This is a genomic window from Leptospira harrisiae (assembly GCF_002811945.1).
GTDB lineage: Bacteria > Spirochaetota > Leptospiria > Leptospirales > Leptospiraceae > Leptospira_A > Leptospira_A harrisiae.
Genome location: NZ_NPDX01000004.1, coordinates 178,324 through 195,763, shown reverse-complemented (window position 1 = coordinate 195,763; position 17,440 = coordinate 178,324). Strand labels below are relative to the sequence as shown.

General features: G+C 40.0%; 22 protein-coding genes. 9 read left to right on the top strand and 13 right to left on the bottom strand.

The genetic code is table 11. The annotated features are described in order from the left end of the window. Window positions 1-19 precede the first annotated feature (19 nt). Window positions 20-2,290, bottom strand: a complete 2,271-nt coding sequence (locus CH364_RS14220) for a hypothetical protein (protein ID WP_100744281.1) — start codon at window positions 2,288-2,290, stop codon at window positions 20-22. A 285-nt stretch (window positions 2,291-2,575) separates the two neighbouring features. Between CH364_RS14220 and CH364_RS18820 the strand changes: the two genes are divergently transcribed. Both CH364_RS18820 and CH364_RS14210 read left to right on the top strand, forming a co-directional pair. Then, window positions 2,576-2,860 (top strand): hypothetical protein, encoded by a 285-nt coding sequence (locus CH364_RS18820; RefSeq protein WP_244280416.1) that lies wholly within the window; start codon window positions 2,576-2,578, stop codon window positions 2,858-2,860. A 42-nt stretch (window positions 2,861-2,902) separates the two neighbouring features. Beyond that, entirely contained in the window at window positions 2,903-3,298 is a 396-nt protein-coding gene (locus CH364_RS14210) for an acyl-CoA thioesterase (RefSeq protein WP_100744282.1), read from the top strand. Window position 3,299: 1 nt separating this feature from the next. On the opposite strand, the gene CH364_RS14205 is transcribed toward CH364_RS14210, so the two are convergent. Further along, window positions 3,300-3,686: an LIC_11502 family protein gene (locus tag CH364_RS14205; RefSeq protein ID WP_100744283.1), complete on the bottom strand. Its 387-nt coding sequence runs from the start codon at window positions 3,684-3,686 to the stop codon at window positions 3,300-3,302. Here CH364_RS14205 and queG point away from each other — a divergent pair. Continuing rightward, window positions 3,685-4,662: a tRNA epoxyqueuosine(34) reductase QueG gene (gene queG / locus CH364_RS14200; protein ID WP_100744284.1), complete on the top strand. Its 978-nt coding sequence runs from the start codon at window positions 3,685-3,687 to the stop codon at window positions 4,660-4,662. The genes CH364_RS14205 and queG overlap by 2 nt on opposite strands. Window positions 4,663-4,739: 77 nt before the next feature. Here queG and thiE read toward each other — a convergent pair whose 3' ends face one another. From thiE to CH364_RS14150, 10 genes are all read right to left on the bottom strand, one after another. Continuing rightward, window positions 4,740-5,384: a thiamine phosphate synthase gene (thiE, locus tag CH364_RS14195; protein WP_100744285.1), complete on the bottom strand. Its 645-nt coding sequence runs from the start codon at window positions 5,382-5,384 to the stop codon at window positions 4,740-4,742. Next, the gene (thiM, locus tag CH364_RS14190) at window positions 5,374-6,177 is read right to left on the bottom strand and encodes a hydroxyethylthiazole kinase (protein ID WP_100744286.1); all 804 of its coding nucleotides are present in this window, start codon (window positions 6,175-6,177) and stop codon (window positions 5,374-5,376) included. Before thiM ends, thiE begins: the two co-directional genes overlap by 11 nt. Window positions 6,178-6,198: 21 nt before the next feature. Then, window positions 6,199-6,594 (bottom strand): response regulator, encoded by a 396-nt coding sequence (locus tag CH364_RS14185; protein WP_100744287.1) that lies wholly within the window; start codon window positions 6,592-6,594, stop codon window positions 6,199-6,201. A gap of 6 nt (window positions 6,595-6,600) precedes the next feature. Beyond that, window positions 6,601-6,732, bottom strand: a complete 132-nt coding sequence (locus CH364_RS18890; RefSeq protein ID WP_265352285.1) for a hypothetical protein — start codon at window positions 6,730-6,732, stop codon at window positions 6,601-6,603. A 59-nt stretch (window positions 6,733-6,791) separates the two neighbouring features. Beyond that, window positions 6,792-7,547 (bottom strand): type I methionyl aminopeptidase, encoded by a 756-nt coding sequence (gene map / locus CH364_RS14175; RefSeq protein WP_100744289.1) that lies wholly within the window; start codon window positions 7,545-7,547, stop codon window positions 6,792-6,794. A gap of 3 nt (window positions 7,548-7,550) precedes the next feature. Continuing rightward, window positions 7,551-7,754 (bottom strand): hypothetical protein, encoded by a 204-nt coding sequence (locus CH364_RS14170; protein WP_100744290.1) that lies wholly within the window; start codon window positions 7,752-7,754, stop codon window positions 7,551-7,553. 11 nt (window positions 7,755-7,765) lie between these two features. Continuing rightward, the gene (locus CH364_RS14165) at window positions 7,766-10,996 is read right to left on the bottom strand and encodes a SpiroCoCo family coiled-coil protein (protein WP_100744291.1); all 3,231 of its coding nucleotides are present in this window, start codon (window positions 10,994-10,996) and stop codon (window positions 7,766-7,768) included. 83 nt (window positions 10,997-11,079) lie between these two features. Next, window positions 11,080-11,715 carry a rubrerythrin gene (locus tag CH364_RS14160; RefSeq protein WP_100744292.1) on the bottom strand — a complete coding sequence of 212 codons (636 nt, stop codon included), beginning with the start codon at window positions 11,713-11,715 and terminating at the stop codon, window positions 11,080-11,082. A gap of 31 nt (window positions 11,716-11,746) precedes the next feature. Further along, entirely contained in the window at window positions 11,747-12,394 is a 648-nt protein-coding gene (locus tag CH364_RS14155; RefSeq protein ID WP_100744293.1) for a hypothetical protein, read from the bottom strand. Next, the gene (locus tag CH364_RS14150) at window positions 12,394-13,650 is read right to left on the bottom strand and encodes a 1-acyl-sn-glycerol-3-phosphate acyltransferase (protein ID WP_100744294.1); all 1,257 of its coding nucleotides are present in this window, start codon (window positions 13,648-13,650) and stop codon (window positions 12,394-12,396) included. Before CH364_RS14150 ends, CH364_RS14155 begins: the two co-directional genes overlap by 1 nt. A 47-nt stretch (window positions 13,651-13,697) precedes the next feature. Here CH364_RS14150 and lmtA point away from each other — a divergent pair, with 47 nt between their 5' ends. Further along, the gene (lmtA, locus tag CH364_RS14145; RefSeq protein WP_100744295.1) at window positions 13,698-14,459 is read left to right on the top strand and encodes a lipid A Kdo2 1-phosphate O-methyltransferase; all 762 of its coding nucleotides are present in this window, start codon (window positions 13,698-13,700) and stop codon (window positions 14,457-14,459) included. 6 nt (window positions 14,460-14,465) lie between these two features. After that, window positions 14,466-14,723 carry a hypothetical protein gene (locus tag CH364_RS14140; protein WP_100744296.1) on the top strand — a complete coding sequence of 86 codons (258 nt, stop codon included), beginning with the start codon at window positions 14,466-14,468 and terminating at the stop codon, window positions 14,721-14,723. 12 nt (window positions 14,724-14,735) lie between these two features. Here CH364_RS14140 and CH364_RS14135 read toward each other — a convergent pair whose 3' ends face one another. Beyond that, on the bottom strand, window positions 14,736-15,317 hold the full coding sequence (locus CH364_RS14135; protein ID WP_100744782.1) for a hypothetical protein: 582 nt from the start codon (window positions 15,315-15,317) through the stop codon (window positions 14,736-14,738). A gap of 74 nt (window positions 15,318-15,391) precedes the next feature. On the opposite strand from CH364_RS14135, the gene CH364_RS14130 reads away from it, so the two are divergent. From CH364_RS14130 to CH364_RS14115, 4 genes are all read left to right on the top strand, one after another. Continuing rightward, complete coding sequence (locus CH364_RS14130; protein ID WP_100744783.1) at window positions 15,392-16,306, top strand: TIGR01777 family oxidoreductase; 915 nt, start codon at window positions 15,392-15,394, stop codon at window positions 16,304-16,306. 63 nt (window positions 16,307-16,369) lie between these two features. Continuing rightward, on the top strand, window positions 16,370-16,774 hold the full coding sequence (locus tag CH364_RS14125; RefSeq protein ID WP_100744297.1) for a c-type cytochrome: 405 nt from the start codon (window positions 16,370-16,372) through the stop codon (window positions 16,772-16,774). Between the two features lie 51 nt (window positions 16,775-16,825). Beyond that, the gene (locus tag CH364_RS14120; RefSeq protein ID WP_100744298.1) at window positions 16,826-17,047 is read left to right on the top strand and encodes a hypothetical protein; all 222 of its coding nucleotides are present in this window, start codon (window positions 16,826-16,828) and stop codon (window positions 17,045-17,047) included. Between the two features lie 42 nt (window positions 17,048-17,089). Beyond that, window positions 17,090-17,440, top strand: a complete 351-nt coding sequence (locus tag CH364_RS14115; RefSeq protein ID WP_165779520.1) for an STAS domain-containing protein — start codon at window positions 17,090-17,092, stop codon at window positions 17,438-17,440.

Sequence of the window (17,440 nt, the reverse complement as noted above, 5' to 3'; positions counted from 1 at the left end):
ACTTTTATTTCTTTTGATTTCACTCATTGAGGTTTGATCGAACGAGCCCACCATTACTTTTTTTGTGTGCTATCGTAAATGCACCACCGAGATAGTATTTTCCATTTTTATACATGGATGTACGAACCACATCGTTGATAGATGACTTCCAAGGAGAGAGTGTATTGGTGTTACTATTAAAGACTCCCAGAGAATAATGATCTGGGATACCGTTTAAAGCAGTAAAGGATCCGCCAATGAGAACATTCCCATCTGGGTAGGCTGCAATATGATTTACAATATTATCACTATATACTGGGTTAGGTTGTTCGTAAGATTGACTGGCGAGATTATAAACCGCAATCGAATTAAAGGTTCCTATACTACCAATTGTTGTGAATTGCCCGCCGAGAAAAATTTTCGATCCTGCTATGCTTTGCGCATAAACTCCGCTACTCGGAAAATTGGTAGTTGAAGGAATGCCACGTTTGACTCCAGAAACTTTATCCACTGCTTGGTAATTTGTGGTAACACCATCTCCGTTAATGCCTGAATACAATCCACCTATAAAAACAAGATCATTTACGAGTAAAATACTCTCGCCACTACTTCCAACTCCAAGATTAGGGTTCCATCCACTAACGGAAAAGTCACCTAAGTTCAGAGCAAAAACTCCGTTTCTGGTTTGACCGTTCACATTTGCCAAACTGTTTCCTCCAACATATACTTGTGATTCATCGCTTGTGATCACGCGGATATCGGGGGTTCCAGAGAGAACAGTATTAATTGGGCTTAGTTGGTAATGAGGAAAATCCAAAATTGCAAAGGCGTTTCTTGATTGCCCAGCGACACTGGTAAAAGATCCGCCGGCAAACAGTCTGTTTCCAATTCTATGTAATGCTTTAATCGGAAAATCAAAAGAAGGTGTTCCTTCGATTGGGGCCCCTGTCACTTCATCCAAAACGGCAAAATGATTTCGGGCGATTACATTTACTGTGGAACGATTGGAAGTGAAAATTACGACCCCGTTTCCGGCCGATACAATCCCCGAACCAGGATTAGCAAGACTACCATCATACACCGGATTAAAGGCAGTGACCGATTCATCAGGCAAAGAAAGTGCAGCAACATAGTTTCTCGGAACAGATTTCACAGAGGTAAAACTTCCGGTTAAGTATAGTGTATTTTCAATAATTTGCAGGGTCGTGACAGGTTGACTGATACCGTAATTTGTACTGATGGCAGTACCTGTACTATTATTGACAGAAACTAAATTGGGAGAAGAAGTTCCACCATTGATGGTGGTAAATTCGCCACCTAAATAAATTGTATTGTAATACTGTTGGATTGAATTGACCTTAGCATTTGGGTTTGGATTCCACGTGGTTAAAGTGCCATCCGGAAAAAAAGATATGGCTCTACTAAGGGTAGGGGTTGTCAAATCACCCACGGCAAAGATATTGGGACTCCCATTGGCACTGGTTCCGTAGTATAAATCTAAGCAACTACCTCCGTTTATGGTTGTAGTGAAAGAAGGTATGACGAGACCAGTGGAGAGAGAAAACTTTACTAAGCCAGTCTTCGCATAACCAGCAATATTCGTAAAATCTCCACAAACATAAAGAGAGTCTCCATCGGTTTCTAAATCGGACACTAAGGTATTCGGATTTGGAGCGAACGAAGTGTCCAAAGTCCCAGTATATCGATTCACACGAACAAGATATCCACTATTATCATCAGTATAATATCCACCTGCATAAAGGAAATCTCCTGCGAGTAACAAGGTATAAACATTTTTATTATTATTATTGAGAACATTAAAGTTAAGATCCAACTGGCAACCAGGAAGGATATGGGCTATACTAAACTTTTCAACGCCTTGGACCGCAAAGAATTCACCGCCAATATAAAATCCACCATTCCCATCTGAGATGGCGATACCAGTATTCCCTACAACTTTCAAATATGGGCAAGAACGATTGGGTAAAACCTTTCCATTGGCTGTTTCTAAATAAACAACATTGCCAGTAGACGGTCCTACAAGTTGGAAATCTCCACCGATGATGATTTGATCGTTAAAACTTGTGATGGCATTGACACCGGTATTGACTGAACCCAAATAAACACCCCATAAGTCTTGAAAATCAAATGAAGGAAGGCAAGAAGGTGATCTGTCACCCGTGACAAACCGTATGATCGTTGCTTGGAAGAATTCTTTTGTTTTCACATCACAGGTGTTCGAAAGTTTAGCAGGTTGACAGCCAAAGGCCAAACCCATTGCCAATGAAAAAAATGTTATCTGTTTTCGCATGCCCATCATAACTCGTTATTCTACTAAAGTGATTTCATTTGTCTACTCGTTTGAAATAAATTTCTGCCAAACTGAGATGAGTCTAAGGTGTTGATGGTTGGGGTTTTTCTAGTGTTAGTCGGAACGGGGTTGATACTGGTTTGGTTTTGGAAAAATAGTCCAAAAACTTACAGCTCAGTATTCCCCGAAAACAAGACAAGAACTCTCACTACTGAAAAAAATACAAATGTTATAGAATACCAGTGGAGAGAATTTTCCGTTCTGTTTGGGGCGGGACTTTCTCAATTGGAAAAACAATCCTCAGATTGGTTATGGGATCATTTTAACCCTTCCGTCTTATCCAAAATAGGATATATTACTTTAATTGGTTCTGCAGATGCATCGGGGCATTTGGTTACCAATCGACGTTTGGTCAAAGAAAGAATTAGAGTTGTCGAAAAGTATTTGTTATCTCTTGGCATTTCTAAAGATAAAATAGAGAAAACATATTTGGATCCTTGTTTTGGCAGTAACCCTGAACTACGTCGGTATTTACGTTCGGTCAAGATCCAATACAAAATAAAAACATAGAGGTGACATATAAATTCAAATTGGTTCCTTTGAATAAAGACAATGATTCAAACTGATATCCAAATTCGATTTAATGACATGGACCCCATGAAACGAGTCAATAACTCAAGTTATTCGACGTATTTAGAGTTAGCAAGGTTAGATTTTTGTAACCGTTATCTTTCGGTTTCAGAATTGGAAGACATTCCTTTTGTTCTTGCCCGTGTAGAAATGGATTTAAAGGCTTCGGTTTTACCAGGAGCTTCTATTTTTGTCGAAACTTGGGTATCTTCCATCGGTACAAGCTCATGGGAATTTTCATATTCCATACGAGATAAAAAAAACAATGAACTTTATGTTTCTGCAAAAACTGTTCAGGTTTATTTTGATTATAGAGCCAAAACCAAAAAACCGATTCCTCCTGATTTTTTAAAATCATTAGAAAAGGAACGTTCGTAATTTAGAACAACTCATGTGAATCAAAATGTTTCCATTCCCAATGATAGGCGGATTTGTCTCCGTATTGGATACATTCATCTAACCAATTGGATTCAACTTCTGGGCGGAGGACCGAATATGTTTCAGAAACGGAACGTATGAGTTCGCGGTATTCGGGAAGGATTTCTGGTAAAAGAGGATCTGTGTTTCGTTCAAGAAGCCTTACCACAGATTGGAGTAGGGCAAAATAAATTCCTTTTCGTAAAAGTTCGGGAAGGCCTTTAGGAACTGTCACGAGTGCTTCGATTTGTGGAAATAAGGAAATTAGTTTTGGGACATGGGCAAACAAATGGCTTGGCAACTGGCCTTGTATTTCAGTAAGATAAACTTCATTCTCTGTATCAGCCATGACAAATCCACTTTACCAGATTCGTTCTCAAATTAAAACCATTTGTGAAAAAGAAGGATTTTCTTTAGTGGGATTTGTTGATGCAAAGATTCCCGAATCTGACTTGGCAAATTTGGAGGAATGGGTTCAAAAAAAACGATATGGAAATATGGATTGGTTTGCCAAAGACCATGCTTTAGGAATTCGGAATCGTTTTCAAAATTTGGGCCTTACACCTCATTCCGCGATTTGCCTTGGATTTGTATACCGTTCAAATGCTGGTGAAGAATTAGTTTCCGAAATGAAATCCAAAGTTTCCCGTTATGCGTTAGGTTCTGATTATCATATTATTTTAAAGAAAAAAGGCAATCAGATTTTAAAAATACTAAAAGAGATGTTTCCAAATCACAAGTTTCGTCAGTCTGTGGACAGTTTACCTGTGGCTGAAAAAATTCTTTCTAGAGAATCGGGAATTGCCTGGCAGGGAAAAAATACAAACCTAATCCATCCCAAACTGGGATCTTACTTTTTTCTTTCGACCATTCTCACTGATTTAGAGTTAGGTGGCCCAGATCCAGAAGAAATCATCACTGACCATTGTGGGAATTGTCGTAAATGTTTGGATGTTTGTCCCACTGGTGCGCTCGAAGCTTACCAAATTGATGCTAGAAAATGTATTTCCTATTTGACCATTGAAGATCGAAATGAGGCCAAAGCTACAGAGTCTTTTTTAGATTGGAATAGGAAAGGTTGGGTGTATGGATGTGATCTTTGCCAAGAAGTTTGTCCTTGGAATTCCAATGTTGCCAAAAGAAATGAAGTAGAAACTACTGAACCAGATTTTTTACCGAGAAAATTCTGGACGAATCCTGATTTTATTAATAAAAAAGGTATCAACAAACGAGAGTTTGATGTTTATTTTGAAGATTCACCGATTGAAAGAATCGGTTTTGAAATTTGGAACCGGAATTTACAACAAAGAGATTGGAAAGAATAAAATTTCAAAATAATTTTGGTTTATATTAAGAAAAGAAATGAGTATAGTGAAACACAATGGGAAATTATACTCTTATTTTAGATAGGAAATTTTTTTGATAATGTCTCTGCTGCGAGTTTTGGATTTTCTGCCGAACATATTGCACTGACGACTGCTATAGAATCTGCTCCCGCTTGAATTACTGCTTTTGCATTGGAATCTTTGATCCCTCCAATGGCAACAACGGGAAGGTCTGTTTTGTCTTTTAACCAGGTAACGCCTGTAAGTCCCCATGCCGGTTTGGTATTGGTTTTTGTATTGGTATCAAAGACGGGGGAAACAGCCAAATAATCCAAATCTGGATTTGGATGCGTTTGCATAAGAGACAAATAGTCTTCTTTTGTTTCTAAGGAAAGACCAATGATGGCATCATCACCCAGAAGTATACGAGCCTCCCACCAAGGTAAATCGGATTGGCCCAGATGCACTCCGTCAGCTCCTGCCGCTAAACAGACGTCCAAACGATCGTTGATGAGAAGAGGAACAGAAAAAGGTGTTAGGATTTCTTTTAAATGTTTAGCGAGTTCTAAAAATGTACGGCTATCGGATTCTTTTTCTCTGAGTTGGACAAGAGAAACTCCACCAAGGGCAGCAAGTCTCACGACTTCCGATAAGGTATGGTGGAAACATAAGGGTCTATCTGTGACCAGATAAACCCCACGGATTTGTTGTTTATTCACCATTTAACTTTTGTTTAATGGTATCGGCTCCGATTTCAAATAGGGCATCTAAAAATGCAACTTGGAAACTCCCAGGAGAGGAGGTTTTGGATTTTGCCATTTCTCCGGCAATTCCCATCACTGCCATCGCAGAAGTGGCAGCACGAAATTGATTGGATTGGATGGCTGCAAAGGCTCCACAAATGGCTGAGGCCGTACATCCAAGCCCAGTGACCTTGGTCATCAAAACATCTCCATTTCGAACTTGGGCTTTTTCTGTCCCACTTAAGATGTAATCGGTGGCACCAGAGATAACGACAACTCCGCCAGTGACTTTGGAAAGTGACTTCCCTGAATCCACTGCTGATTCGGAAGAGTCGGTGGAATCTACACCTTTTGTTTTTCCCGAGGAATTGAGAGTTGATAAAATTTCAGAAGCATTCCCACGAACAATACTTGGACTACCTGCTCCAAGAATTCGACGAATTGCCATATTACGCAAGTTACTCGCACCTGCACCTACAGGATCTAAGATTAACGGTTTACCAAGAGACACCGCTTTGGCAGCAGCTTTTTCCATACTTTGGATCCACGGTTCAGATAAAGTTCCAATGTTAATGACAGTTGCCGAACAGATTGTAACCATCTCTTCCACTTCTTCAATGGCATGAGCCATAATGGGGGATGCACCAATGGCAAGAAGTGCATTGGCAGTGTTATTCATGACTACGTAATTTGTGATATTATGAACAAGAGGGGACTTAGAACGCAAACTTTCTAAGTCTTCGATAGTGTTTTGAATGATTGATTGAGACATGCGGAGGTTTCCTAGGAAAACCTAGGCAATCTTCGCAATGGCGTCTTCTACTTTTTTGATTAAATCCGATTCAGACCAAGGTTTGTTTAAAAAACTATGTAGGTCAACTTCCGCTCGTAATTTATTGAGTGAAAGTTCATCAATATGACCTGAAATAATTATTTTCTTTATCCCTGGATAAGTTTTGTGGACATCCCTAAGAAATTCATCACCCCTTTGGTTGGGCATAAGCCAATCAGAGATGATGATGAGGATGTCGATACCTTCTTCTGCCAACTCTTCAATGATAGACCAAGCCTCTTCTGTATTTTGGGCAGTTTCATAACGATACTCGTTCCCAAAATGTTTTTTCAGCTGAGACTTCAGACTCATCAGAATGATTTGTTCGTCATCAACGAAGAGGATGGCTTTGTTCATTGGGAATTATTTTCCGTCGTGCGGGCACTCGATGAGTTTGTCGTGGCCTGGGCAGGAACGTTTTTCTTTACCTGGGCAGATGGCAAACGATGCAGAAGTGATGACGAATAAACTAAATAGAGTGATGGTTAGTTTCATAAAAAATTCCTCTTTTGAAATTAGACGACAAGTTGGATGTGAAAGCAAGAACGATTTCTTCAAACTTTTGTTAGAATTTCGTACCCTTTGTCTGTGACTAGTACGGTATGCTCAAATTGGGCCGAGAGTTTTCCGTCTTTAGTACGGACAGTCCACTTATCAGATTTATCAAAATTCACTTCCCAAGTTCCTAAATTGACCATCGGTTCGACCGTGAAGATCATTCCTGCTTCAATTTTTGCGAGTTTTCGAGGTGAACGGAAATGTGGGACTTGTGGCTCTTCGTGGAAATTACGTCCGACACCATGACCCATCAAATCCCGAACAATCCCATACCCGAGTGGGGTAAGAAAGTCGTCGATGGCATTGCCTATATCATCGATTCGGTTTCCCGGTTTGACTTGTTCGATTCCGATCCACATAGCTTTTTCCGTATCAGCCACGAGTTTTTCGGCTTCGGGAGTGGATTTTCCACCTACGATAAAGGTTTTGGATGTGTCTCCAATGTATCCGTCCACAATGGGGGATACATCAAGGTTGACGATGTCTCCATTGGAAAGGACGTCTTCTTTTTTAGGAATTCCATGGCAAACGACATGGTTAATCGAAGAGCAGATGGACTTAGGAAACCCTTTGTATCCAAGAGGAGCCGATCTATGGCCGTTTTTTTTGGTATAGGCTTCGGCTAGATCGTTGAGTTCGAGGGTAGTGACTCCTGCTTTGACAAAGGGTTCTAAATAGACGAGGAGTTCGGCGGCAAATTTTCCCGCCTTCCTCATCGTTTCAATTTCAGATTTGTTTTTAATGTAAATCACGGATTAAAAATCTGTGGACCGAACCGTTGTTCTTTTGTTGGCAGAGGTTCTTTCCAGTGCTTTGTCGATGAGACGGTAGATTTCTTCGTTGATTCCTTCGATTGCGTCTCCAGAAGTCATAAATCCCTTACTTTTGATGTAAGCTTTCACTTTAGAAGTGACAATTAGGGATTCTTTCGATGTTGATTCTGTTTGTTCTTCGGACATGGATACCTCGGTTATTTCTTTCTAACTCCGAGGATGCTATCTACGAGGGATTTTTCAATATTTAATTTTTCACTAATTGCCTCAGAAGACCACTGGTAGTTGTCGTGGAGGCTCTGGATGGTGGCTCTTTTTCTCTCGACAAGGGGATTTCCCGAAACTTTTCGGTCTGATTTCCCTGCCGGGACTGGGCTTTGCATGGCACCTTGGACAATGTCCAGGAATTCGGAGAGTTTTTCGAAGGTTTCGTCGGCTTCTCCCAATAGGGATTCCAAATCCTCTTTCGTTTCGCGAGAAGATTCTTTTAGGTCTTCCAATCGTTTTTGGAGGGTGAGGATTTGGCGGTGGCGGTCGGATAGATCACCTAGCAACTCTTCAATTTTGTCAAATTTACGTTCTACCGAATCAATTTGTGCTTCTCTTTCTACAAGGAAAGAAGTTCGGTTTTCGGCCAAACGAATGGTTTCAGTGAGTTCCTTCTCACGAGCTTCCACCACTTCGATTTCGCGGTCGAGGATATCGAGGCGGGCTTGGAGTTCCCGTGCATTGTATTTTTGGCCTTCTAAGTTTTCTACCAAATGGAAAACGGAGTCTTGAGATTCTTGTAAGGAAGATAAGAAGGATTCAATTTTAGATTGTTCTGCCGTGAGTTTAGCCACCCGGGTTTCAATGGAACTTATTTCACTCAAACTTTGTTCAAAACCTTCCATGGTTTCCGAAACATGAACAAGGTTTGATGCGAGGATCTGCACTTGTTTGTCGATGTCTTCTGTTTGGAACTGAGCTTCTTTTAGGGTTTCTAATTCGTTTGCGATTTCTTTTCGAAGTTCCGTAAACTCAGAAATGGCCGATTGGTAAAGATCAATGTCTGGACGATTTTTTTCAAGGGCTCGAAGTGCTTCGGAAATTTCTTCTACGGCACGATTGGATTCATCGGCGATCTGTTTGGCGGAAGCAAATAAATCAGAATGTTCTTTAACTGTTTCAAGTTCACTAGAAAGAGTTAAGATGTCTTCTTTTAAAGTTTCCATTTCAGATTGGAAACTAGAGAGAGTTTCTTCTTTGGTATCGTTTAGATCATCCAATCCATTTCTGATTTCATGTTTTAAATCTTGGAAACGATCCAAACTTTCTTTTAGGAAGTCTTGGCTTTCTTTTGCAATTTCTTTGAAAGATTTTTCGTAATCTCTTTGGTATGTTTCAATTTGTTTTTTTGATTCGTCTTTGGAACGTTTGATACTTTCGTCTAGGTTGCGTTTGACTGTGTTTAGGTGGTTCGAAATTTTATCTTCTAGTTGGCCTAGTTGAACATTCCCTTTATCCAAAAGTTTTGTCAATTGGTGAGAGATTTTAGAATCAATGGTTTCATTGAGTCTATCCATTTTCTCTTCTTGTAAATTGAAAAAAGATTCTCCTGATTCTTCCAAATGTTTGAGGATTCGTTCCACTTCGCTACGAGCAAGTTTTGTTTCATCTTCTAAACGAGAGATACTTTCTTTGGTTTTGGACTCAGCTGCCAAATCCAAATTGGATTTTGCTTTTTGGAATTGGTTTTGGAATTCTCCAAGAAGGTCAGCACCTTCAATATGAATTTCTTTTAATCGGTCTTGGAGTTTTTCAATGCTGTAGTTTTGGTCTTCCCGAATTTTACCAAGTTCATCTTCCCATTTGCTGACAAATTGTTCCAAGTTCGCATTGGCGATTCGGATTTTCTCTGTGACAATTTCTTCGGATTCTTTGGCTTTTTCTTCAGCAGTTTCTAAAATTTCATGTGCAGATTCTCGGAGAGCCGATTTTAACTCTTCTACATATTCATCTACATCTTTGGTTTGCGCAGAGATGGATTCACTTAAGTCTTTGACTTGAGAATGAACTGTTTCTAAATCCGATTCCATTTCGCTCTTTTGGAGTTTGAAATCAGAATTCATTCTATCTTCCAGTTCTTTCCTTAATTCAAAAAGAGATGTTTTGATAACTATTTCTTGGTTAGTACGCACTGCATCTAACTCACGATCAAAATCTTTGAGTTCTTGGAGGGCACTTTTTTTCAATGAACTTGCTTCTTCTTTTAAATCTTCTGAGATACGGTGGAATTCTTCCGAGAAGGCTTCGATTTCGCGAATGAGTTCTTGTTTGCGAATGTCTGCTTGGCGAAGGAGTTTGTTTTCTGCTTCCAAATATTTTTCTTGGAACTGGATGATGGTTTGGTTGATTCCGTCAGCTTGTCTTCTTGTTTCGTTGATGATGTCATCACGTTTCGAAAGTGTTTCCAGAGAGAGGTCTTCAATTTCTCGTTTGATGGCATCTGTCTCTTGAGAGAGACCTTTCATAAAAGAATCTTTTGTATGAGTGACTTGGTCAAAAATAGAATCAAAACGTTCTTGGATTTTTTTCTCGAGTAAGTTTACTTTTTCATCCAACTTACCGGAAGCACGTTGGTATTTTTCTTCTAACCTTTCATCAAACTTATCAACTTTGTCAGAGAGTAGGGAAGAGGTATCTTCAAATTTTGTGAGGCGAACATCCAAATCCCCTTGGGCGTATTTCATGGACTCGAGTAGTAAATCCATTTCTTTACGAGCATGGTCAAGGCGTCCGGCAGTTTCTCCAACCATCACATCGGCATGAGATAAAAGTTTTTCACGTGCTGTTTCTGCAATTTTGGAAAGAGAGTTGTCTAAAAAATCAGATTTGGTTTCGAGTAGGCTTTCTAACTCCACCATCTTTTGTGCAACAGATTGTAAAATTTCATCACTACGGAAATTCAATTTGTTTTGGAAGGTATCCAACATAGAGATGGATTCATTATGAAGGGCTTCCATATCTTCGGAAACTTCGCGTAACTCTCGTTTGTGGGTGTTGATCTGAGAGAGACCTTCTTCCATGTATTGTTTTTCACGACGAACTTGGGTACTCAAATCTTGGATTTGTTCCATCTCGCCTGACAAGGAAGAGAGGTAATCTTTGCTTGCACGGATTTTTTCGAATAGGTCACGAGACTCGGAACTTAAATGTTGGATGTCTTCTGCCACTTTGCGGGACTGTTTGACAAGGATGTCTAGGTCAATGCCGGCATCTTTCACCAATTGGATTTTTTGAAGGGCGACACCATCAATTTCATCGGTCAATTTGGACGCATATCGTTTGAGTTGGGAGAGTTTGGTGTTGGATTTATCCAAACGACGGAGCCCAATGGTCACCGCAACACTGGCCAAAAAAGGCAATAAAAAGACTTCTAATCCCATTTTCTCAAAGATCCAATAATAGTATTATGTCGCATGAAGATGGTTGAAGAAAACCAGGCGGAGATTTTTTCCGCAAGCCTTTTTTAATTCAGTGAGAATTCACGGATTTGGAGCCAAAATCGGGCAAAAATTTTCGATTCTTCTGCCTCTAAATTCGCCAATCTTTCCACGGCTCCCGGATCAAGACGGAACATTTCGGAACTCATTTCGGAAAGGTGGCCTTCCTCTTCCAAAATCAGGTTGGTTAGGCGGATGGGAGAACCAGTTTTGTCCAAAATCTCGTCGTACGCTGCATAGACGACCATGGCCCGTTTTTCAATGACCGTGGTGGTGTACAAATAAGCAAGGTAGGTAAATTGTTTTTCATCCGTAAACACTTTGCGTAAACTTCGGCGTACCAGTGTGTCTAATTTTGCGAAATAAATTCTTGCCGCAGCTCCCCGAACGAGTGCGGAATTTTGGTATCCTAACTGGAAACTGGGCCTGATGGTGCGGGCCGCTTTTTTAAAAAATAGGGCATGCCTTGCTTCTTCGGTGGCATGTTTCAAAATCATCTCTGAGGTCTCTTCACTAGATTGGGTGAGTAGGATTTTTCTTGAACCAAGATGTTCTAACAATGACAACGTGTTCAGCCAAAGTGCATGGTTGGTTTTATTGGCAACGATATCGGAAAGGACTTTAGGAATTGAATCATTCGAGAGGACAGTAACAGAACCCATAAATCCAAACTGTGAGATGTGATTCTTTGGGCTAGCCTTTCTTTAGGGGGATGTTTAGTTGAGCGATGGTTTCTCCATCCTCATGGTAGATTCGAAATTGGTCAGTGGGAAGTCCTTCCCCTTTGAGAAGGATGACACAAAGGGCAATCCCAATCCCTTCGCCTTCTGAGTTATCTCCCCTCTCAATATAATATTCCATAATATCGTTATAGTTTTGTGCATGTAAAAGGGAATTTCGAATTTTTTGCATCTCACCGCGCACAAGAGTGGTATTGTTTCTCACATCAAATTTAATCTGAGAGTCATTGTGTTCTATTTTAAGATGAACATATAAGTTTTTTTCCCGTGCGAGTGGTTCGAAAGTATTCCCTCTTCCAGAAAGGATAAGGCTCTTATACATTCTAACACCTAACTCATAGTCGGTGGGTGAATGGATGTCTAATTGGTTTTCTTGGAAAAAAAGTCTTTTAAAGTTGGCTTTGAAGCCATTTAGAATTAAGTCTTTTACGATGGTAAATAAGATGGCGGATAAGTCAGAAATTCCATATTTTTCAGTGAGGGCATCCAAAACTTTTACTAAGTTTTCATCTAATATCTTGGAGGCACCATAGGCATTTAGCTCAATGGGTTCCCCGCTTGCGATAAAGTGGTTTACTTGTTCTGGACTAAAAGCTTCCATCAAAAAATATATTGGCTTGGAAAGAGTGGGTTGGATTTGGATTTTTCTTCCACAAGCATAGTCTGTAACTCTTTTTTTAGACGATCTGTAATGGAATCTAGCGTTTTCTTTTTGTCTTCCTTATAAGAATTTAAATACTCATTGATCGTGAATGGCGTTCCAAACCTAACGACTGCTTTGTGTGGGCGAGGTTTAAATTCTCCGAAAAGTTCGTTCTCGTAACGGTATAAAAATTCATAAAGGCGTTCTGCACTTGGTAATTCTTTGATATAAGCAGTTTGGATGGTGATAAAGTCGTAAGCTTTGGTGGCAGCTTTTCTTGCCCAAGTTGCCATTTCTAAACTCGGTAGATCCCCGTTTGGATCGGGCATTCCGACAGAAACCATTTCTAAAACACTCAAGATCCTTCTTAGTTTTTCGATGGCATTGGCATCAGCATCCCATTTCGGAATATTAGCCTTTCTTGCAATATTGTCGAGCATGGCATGGCGCATCCTTCCTAATCTGTAGTCAAAGTCATCGGCTCTATTTTCCTCTACAGGGACTCCGTATTCTTTTTCCTCTCTTTCAATCATTCGTTTTCCCACAGACAAAAATCTATGTAGGATGTCTTTTCCTGTTTTGGAAATTCCTAACTTCTCTTCCATTTTGGTAATCGTTTGATCGATGTCTTTTTGCATGGAGTGAATGGAACCGGTCATTCTGTACTTAACAAAGGTAGGTAAAATCCAAATTTTTGCATTTGGATCTTTTTTGAGTGCATCTTCTAGTCCCCAAAAACCAAGTTGTGCCACACCAGGTTGGAAGGGAAGTAGGGTATCGTTCATACCACTTGTGGGTTCACCTTCAGGAAATAGGGCAAGTTTTCCGCCGGGGGATGCGAGAATTTCTCTGGAAGCTTTGAGTGATTCTCTGTCTGGCATGCCAGCTAACACAGAGTAGGCTCCAAGCGATTGAATGAAGTCACCAACAAACCCAAACCCCCATTCGAATACCTCTCGTGCGGCCATATAATGAAACCTTGAACCCATGAGGTTTGCCGAATTGTAGGCGATTCCAGGTTCTTTAGCTGTGGGATGATTGGAAATATATAGGAGCCGTTCTTTTTGAAAGGATTTTAATGTCTTTTGGTCGGTTTCTGAAATCTCGATGGATTCAAGATTATGGAGCATTTTGTTGAGAACAGGAAGAGTCAGATCCGTAAACCATAGAGCAGGAAGATTGAACTTTGCAGGGATAAAGGATTTGATTGACATAGGACGAATGCTGACAGCTTAATCAAAGGAAGCAAGTACGAATTCACATGGCACTTATAGAAGAACTCAACCAACAAGGCAACTTTCTCTTCCGATGGCGCTCCTACATCCCAGGAGTCATTCTATTTCTTTCCTTACTGTATCTACCGTATGTCCCTTATTTTCAGGGGAACTACGATTCCAATTTGTATTGGTTATCGGGTGCATTTTTAGTCAGTTTTGCGGGACTTTTTGTTAGATGTTTTACGATTGGATACACTCCCAAAAATACTTCCGGTAGGAATACCAAACAACAAGTGGCAGATGTCGTAAACCAATCAGGGATTTATTCCTTAGTTAGACATCCGTTATATGTAGGGAATTTTCTGATGTATCTTGGCCCGGTTTTTATCCTGAGGGATTTTGCTTTTGCACTGGTATACATTATGTTTTTTTATTTGTATTACGAAAGAATCATCTTCGCAGAAGAATATTTCCTTCGTGGTAAATTTGCAAAAGGATATTTGGAATGGGCGGACAAAACACCTGCCTTCATCCCTCGTTTGTCTGGTTATAAAAAACCAAATTTAGATTTTTCTTTCCGCAATATTTGGAAACGAGAATATCCAAGTTTGTTTGGAATCATTGTTGTATTTACAGTTTTTGATTTGATCCAAGTTTATTTCCAAGAGCCTACACTTCGTGCGGTAGACATCACTGGAATTTGGAAACCATTCCATACATGGTTTTTTGGATTTGGACTTATTTTTTATGTTGTCACACGTCTTATCGTAAAGACCACCAAACTTCTCGAAGTCGAAGGTAGATAGTTTTTTATGAGTCGGTTGTCCAATGGTTGGAAGATACCTGAGTCTCTAGATGATAAAAGGGAACTTATGGAATCTTACCAAAAAACCGTGGAAGGTATGGAGGCGGAAAATCCGCTGACAATCTTTCGAGAACATATGGACAACGGACTTTTATTTAAAGCAGGTTTGCAAGACGCAATGAACCAACTCACAACATTTGCAAACCTTTATATGAGTATCATCGAACTAAAAGCAGAAATAGAAAAACAAACAAATATCTCTTAATCGAAAAACAAATTACTGTTTTTCTTCTAGTTCAACTTCCGCAATACATCCTTCCTTAGATAAAAGTTTGAATTCTGGCGTTAAGATATAAATATTTTTTGGGTAATTTTTTTCATTTTGAAACTGGGGAAGTTTTGAAAGTGGAATCGAAATTTTTGATTTGTTTTTTTCTTCAAACCGATAAACAAACGTAAGTTGGTCTTTCGGCATTCTAAGTTCTTTATCCACATTAATACTTTCTCGTAATAAAAAACGTATTTGAAATGTAGGTAATGTTTCACCAGGGCAAGCAAAGACATTTAAATTTTCAAATTTTCTAGGTGAAAACTCTACTCCATCCCAAAAATGTGATAATTTCATTTCTAAGAAAAAATCAAATTCTTCCTTTCCATTTTGTTTCTTTCTCCAAACTGTATTTTTGTCTTTGTCTAAGAGAAAATGAATGCCTCCTGATCCAGTTGTGTCTTCGATGCGGAATGGTGGGTTTTCATTATATTGGCGTATGTTTTTTTTGGTTCCAGAAAATAGATAGTAGTTCCCAAAGAGAACAAGAGAAATGGCGAAGAAAACGGGAAGAACAATGACAGGTCTCATATGAAAGAAAAACTTCTCCAACCTGAGAAAATGGGCTACTTCTTTTTTTATCATCTCAATCCATGGGAGAACCTATGAAAATCGGAATTTTAGGTGGTACTGGCCTCATTGGTACATCATTTATTGAAACGGCGGTTGGTTTGGGACACAGGTTTCGTGTGTTTTCGAGAAAACCATCTTTACCACCAGAACTTTCTTCGTATAAAGAATTGGAATTTGTTTCTTGTATCCTTCCCCAAACAGCAGACTTAGAAGGATTGGATGCCATTGTCAATTTAGTGGGTGAGCCTATAGCGGGAGTTAGATGGACAGAGGAGCGCAAACGACTCATTCAAACTTCCCGAATTGATTTTACAAGGGGACTTGTCGCTCGTGTTTTGGATTTAAAATCTCCTCCTAAAGTTTTTGTGAACTCCAGTGCCATAGGTTATTATGGAATGTCAGAAGACCTTCATCCTCCTTTTACTGAGAAAGCCACTCCCGGTGAAGATTTTTTAGCAAAACTTTGTGTGGAATGGGAAAACCAAATTTTACCTTTGCAAACAAGGGGAATTCGTTCCCTGGTTTTGCGAACTGGAATCGTTCTATCTCCGAAAGGAGGTGCCTTGGAAAAAATGATTCCTCCGTTTCTGTTAGGAGTCGGTGGTTCCATTGCTTCAGGAAAACAAGGAATGAGTTGGATTCACATTTTGGATTTTATTTCAGCTATGTTGCATTTAATCCAATTGGATTCGGCGTCAGGTGCATATAATTTAGTTTCTCCCAACCCAGTAAGTAATGATGAATTTTCCCGATCACTGGCAAAAACTTTACACCGTCCCAATTTTTTCAAAGTTCCTTCTTTCGCCATACAAGCGCTTTATGGAGAAGGTTCGGTTGTTGTCACCAAGGGGCAGTATGTGTTTCCCGAACGTTTGCTTACGGCCGGTTATGAGTTTCAGTTTCAAAATTTAGAAAAGGCACTCTCAAATCTTTTAGAAAAACAGTGATTTCTTCTTTTCAAAAGACAAGAAGGGTGAGAGACTGGAGCCAACCTTATCTTGGAGTAAGAAATGAACTCAAAAAAAGTCTTAGTCTCTCTCTTCGCACTCTCCCTCGCATTTGTGATGGTAGCTTGTGGCGATTCCAAACCAAAAGAAGAAGCACCTGCTGCTGTTGAATCTAGCGCAAGTGCAGATCCTGATCTTGCAAAAGGAGAAGAACTTTACCTTCAAAACTGCTCTTCTTGCCACGGTGAGAAAGGTGCTGGTGACGGAGCTGCAGCGGCTGCCCTCAATCCAAAACCAAGAAACTACAAAGCTCCTGCTTCTGAGTGGAAAAATGGAAACACAGCTGCTGGTGTGACTAAAACTTTGAAAGAAGGAATCAAAGGATCTCCAATGGTTGCTTACGGACATTTGGGTGATGATAACATCCGCATCCTTGCAAAATACGTAGAACACCTTTCTAAAAATTAATCATTGTCTTTTTCGGTTCCGCCTACGGGTCGGAGCCGAACACTTGTCTTTATGAACCAAATCATTAAAAAAGCCGATCGACCCACTTGTGATTGTGGGACCACTCGTGACGATGAAAACGCACGCAAGGTTGTGAAGTATTCAACATGGGGAATGATCGCCATGGGACTTGTCGGGATATCAGCTACACCGACAGATATATACTTTGTATGTCGAAAATGCAAACAACCGTTTGGCCGGTTGTCCAAAGAAGAAAGAAAATCGAAATCCTAATTATTGTTGACCCTCGTTCTTGGTGAATTTCCCTGGAAGCTAATGATGGAAGAGTTTAAGATTCGATTGGGATTTGAAAACGGGGGAAATTTACCTGTAATTCATATATCTGGCGAAATCACATCCGAAGCGGAAGAAGAGATTGTTGAATCTTATGAATCCATTCCAGGGGACAAACGCAGTCGTGTCATTTTGAACTTCTCGGAAACATCTTATATCAATTCCGCAGGAATTGCGACTCTCATTAGCCTCATTACTAAATCTTCTGAGAACCAAGGCAAAATTGAGTTCGCGGGCCTCAATACCCACTTCCGCAAAGTCATGGACATTGTGGGTCTCACTGATTTTGTCCTCATTCACGATTCTCTTAATTCTGCACTCACCCAAGTCTAA

Coding starts and splice junctions, on each gene's coding strand:
- CH364_RS14210 (WP_100744282.1), top strand. CDS start 2,903: ATGATTCAAACTGATATCCAAATTCGATTTAATGACATGGACCCCATG.
- CH364_RS14170 (WP_100744290.1), bottom strand. CDS start 7,754: ATGTCCGAAGAACAAACAGAATCAACATCGAAAGAATCCCTAATTGTC.
- lmtA (WP_100744295.1), top strand. CDS start 13,698: ATGGCACTTATAGAAGAACTCAACCAACAAGGCAACTTTCTCTTCCGA.
- CH364_RS14220 (WP_100744281.1), bottom strand. CDS start 2,290: ATGCGAAAACAGATAACATTTTTTTCATTGGCAATGGGTTTGGCCTTT.
- CH364_RS18890 (WP_265352285.1), bottom strand. CDS start 6,732: ATGAAACTAACCATCACTCTATTTAGTTTATTCGTCATCACTTCTGCA.
- CH364_RS14115 (WP_165779520.1), top strand. CDS start 17,090: ATGATGGAAGAGTTTAAGATTCGATTGGGATTTGAAAACGGGGGAAAT.
- CH364_RS14120 (WP_100744298.1), top strand. CDS start 16,826: ATGAACCAAATCATTAAAAAAGCCGATCGACCCACTTGTGATTGTGGG.
- CH364_RS14150 (WP_100744294.1), bottom strand. CDS start 13,650: ATGTCAATCAAATCCTTTATCCCTGCAAAGTTCAATCTTCCTGCTCTA.
- thiM (WP_100744286.1), bottom strand. CDS start 6,177: ATGTCTCAATCAATCATTCAAAACACTATCGAAGACTTAGAAAGTTTG.
- CH364_RS14140 (WP_100744296.1), top strand. CDS start 14,466: ATGAGTCGGTTGTCCAATGGTTGGAAGATACCTGAGTCTCTAGATGAT.
- CH364_RS14185 (WP_100744287.1), bottom strand. CDS start 6,594: ATGAACAAAGCCATCCTCTTCGTTGATGACGAACAAATCATTCTGATG.
- CH364_RS14135 (WP_100744782.1), bottom strand. CDS start 15,317: ATGAGACCTGTCATTGTTCTTCCCGTTTTCTTCGCCATTTCTCTTGTT.
- queG (WP_100744284.1), top strand. CDS start 3,685: ATGACAAATCCACTTTACCAGATTCGTTCTCAAATTAAAACCATTTGT.
- thiE (WP_100744285.1), bottom strand. CDS start 5,384: ATGGTGAATAAACAACAAATCCGTGGGGTTTATCTGGTCACAGATAGA.
- CH364_RS14205 (WP_100744283.1), bottom strand. CDS start 3,686: ATGGCTGATACAGAGAATGAAGTTTATCTTACTGAAATACAAGGCCAG.
- CH364_RS14155 (WP_100744293.1), bottom strand. CDS start 12,394: ATGGAAGCTTTTAGTCCAGAACAAGTAAACCACTTTATCGCAAGCGGG.
- CH364_RS14160 (WP_100744292.1), bottom strand. CDS start 11,715: ATGGGTTCTGTTACTGTCCTCTCGAATGATTCAATTCCTAAAGTCCTT.
- CH364_RS14130 (WP_100744783.1), top strand. CDS start 15,392: ATGAAAATCGGAATTTTAGGTGGTACTGGCCTCATTGGTACATCATTT.
- CH364_RS14125 (WP_100744297.1), top strand. CDS start 16,370: ATGAACTCAAAAAAAGTCTTAGTCTCTCTCTTCGCACTCTCCCTCGCA.
- CH364_RS14165 (WP_100744291.1), bottom strand. CDS start 10,996: ATGGGATTAGAAGTCTTTTTATTGCCTTTTTTGGCCAGTGTTGCGGTG.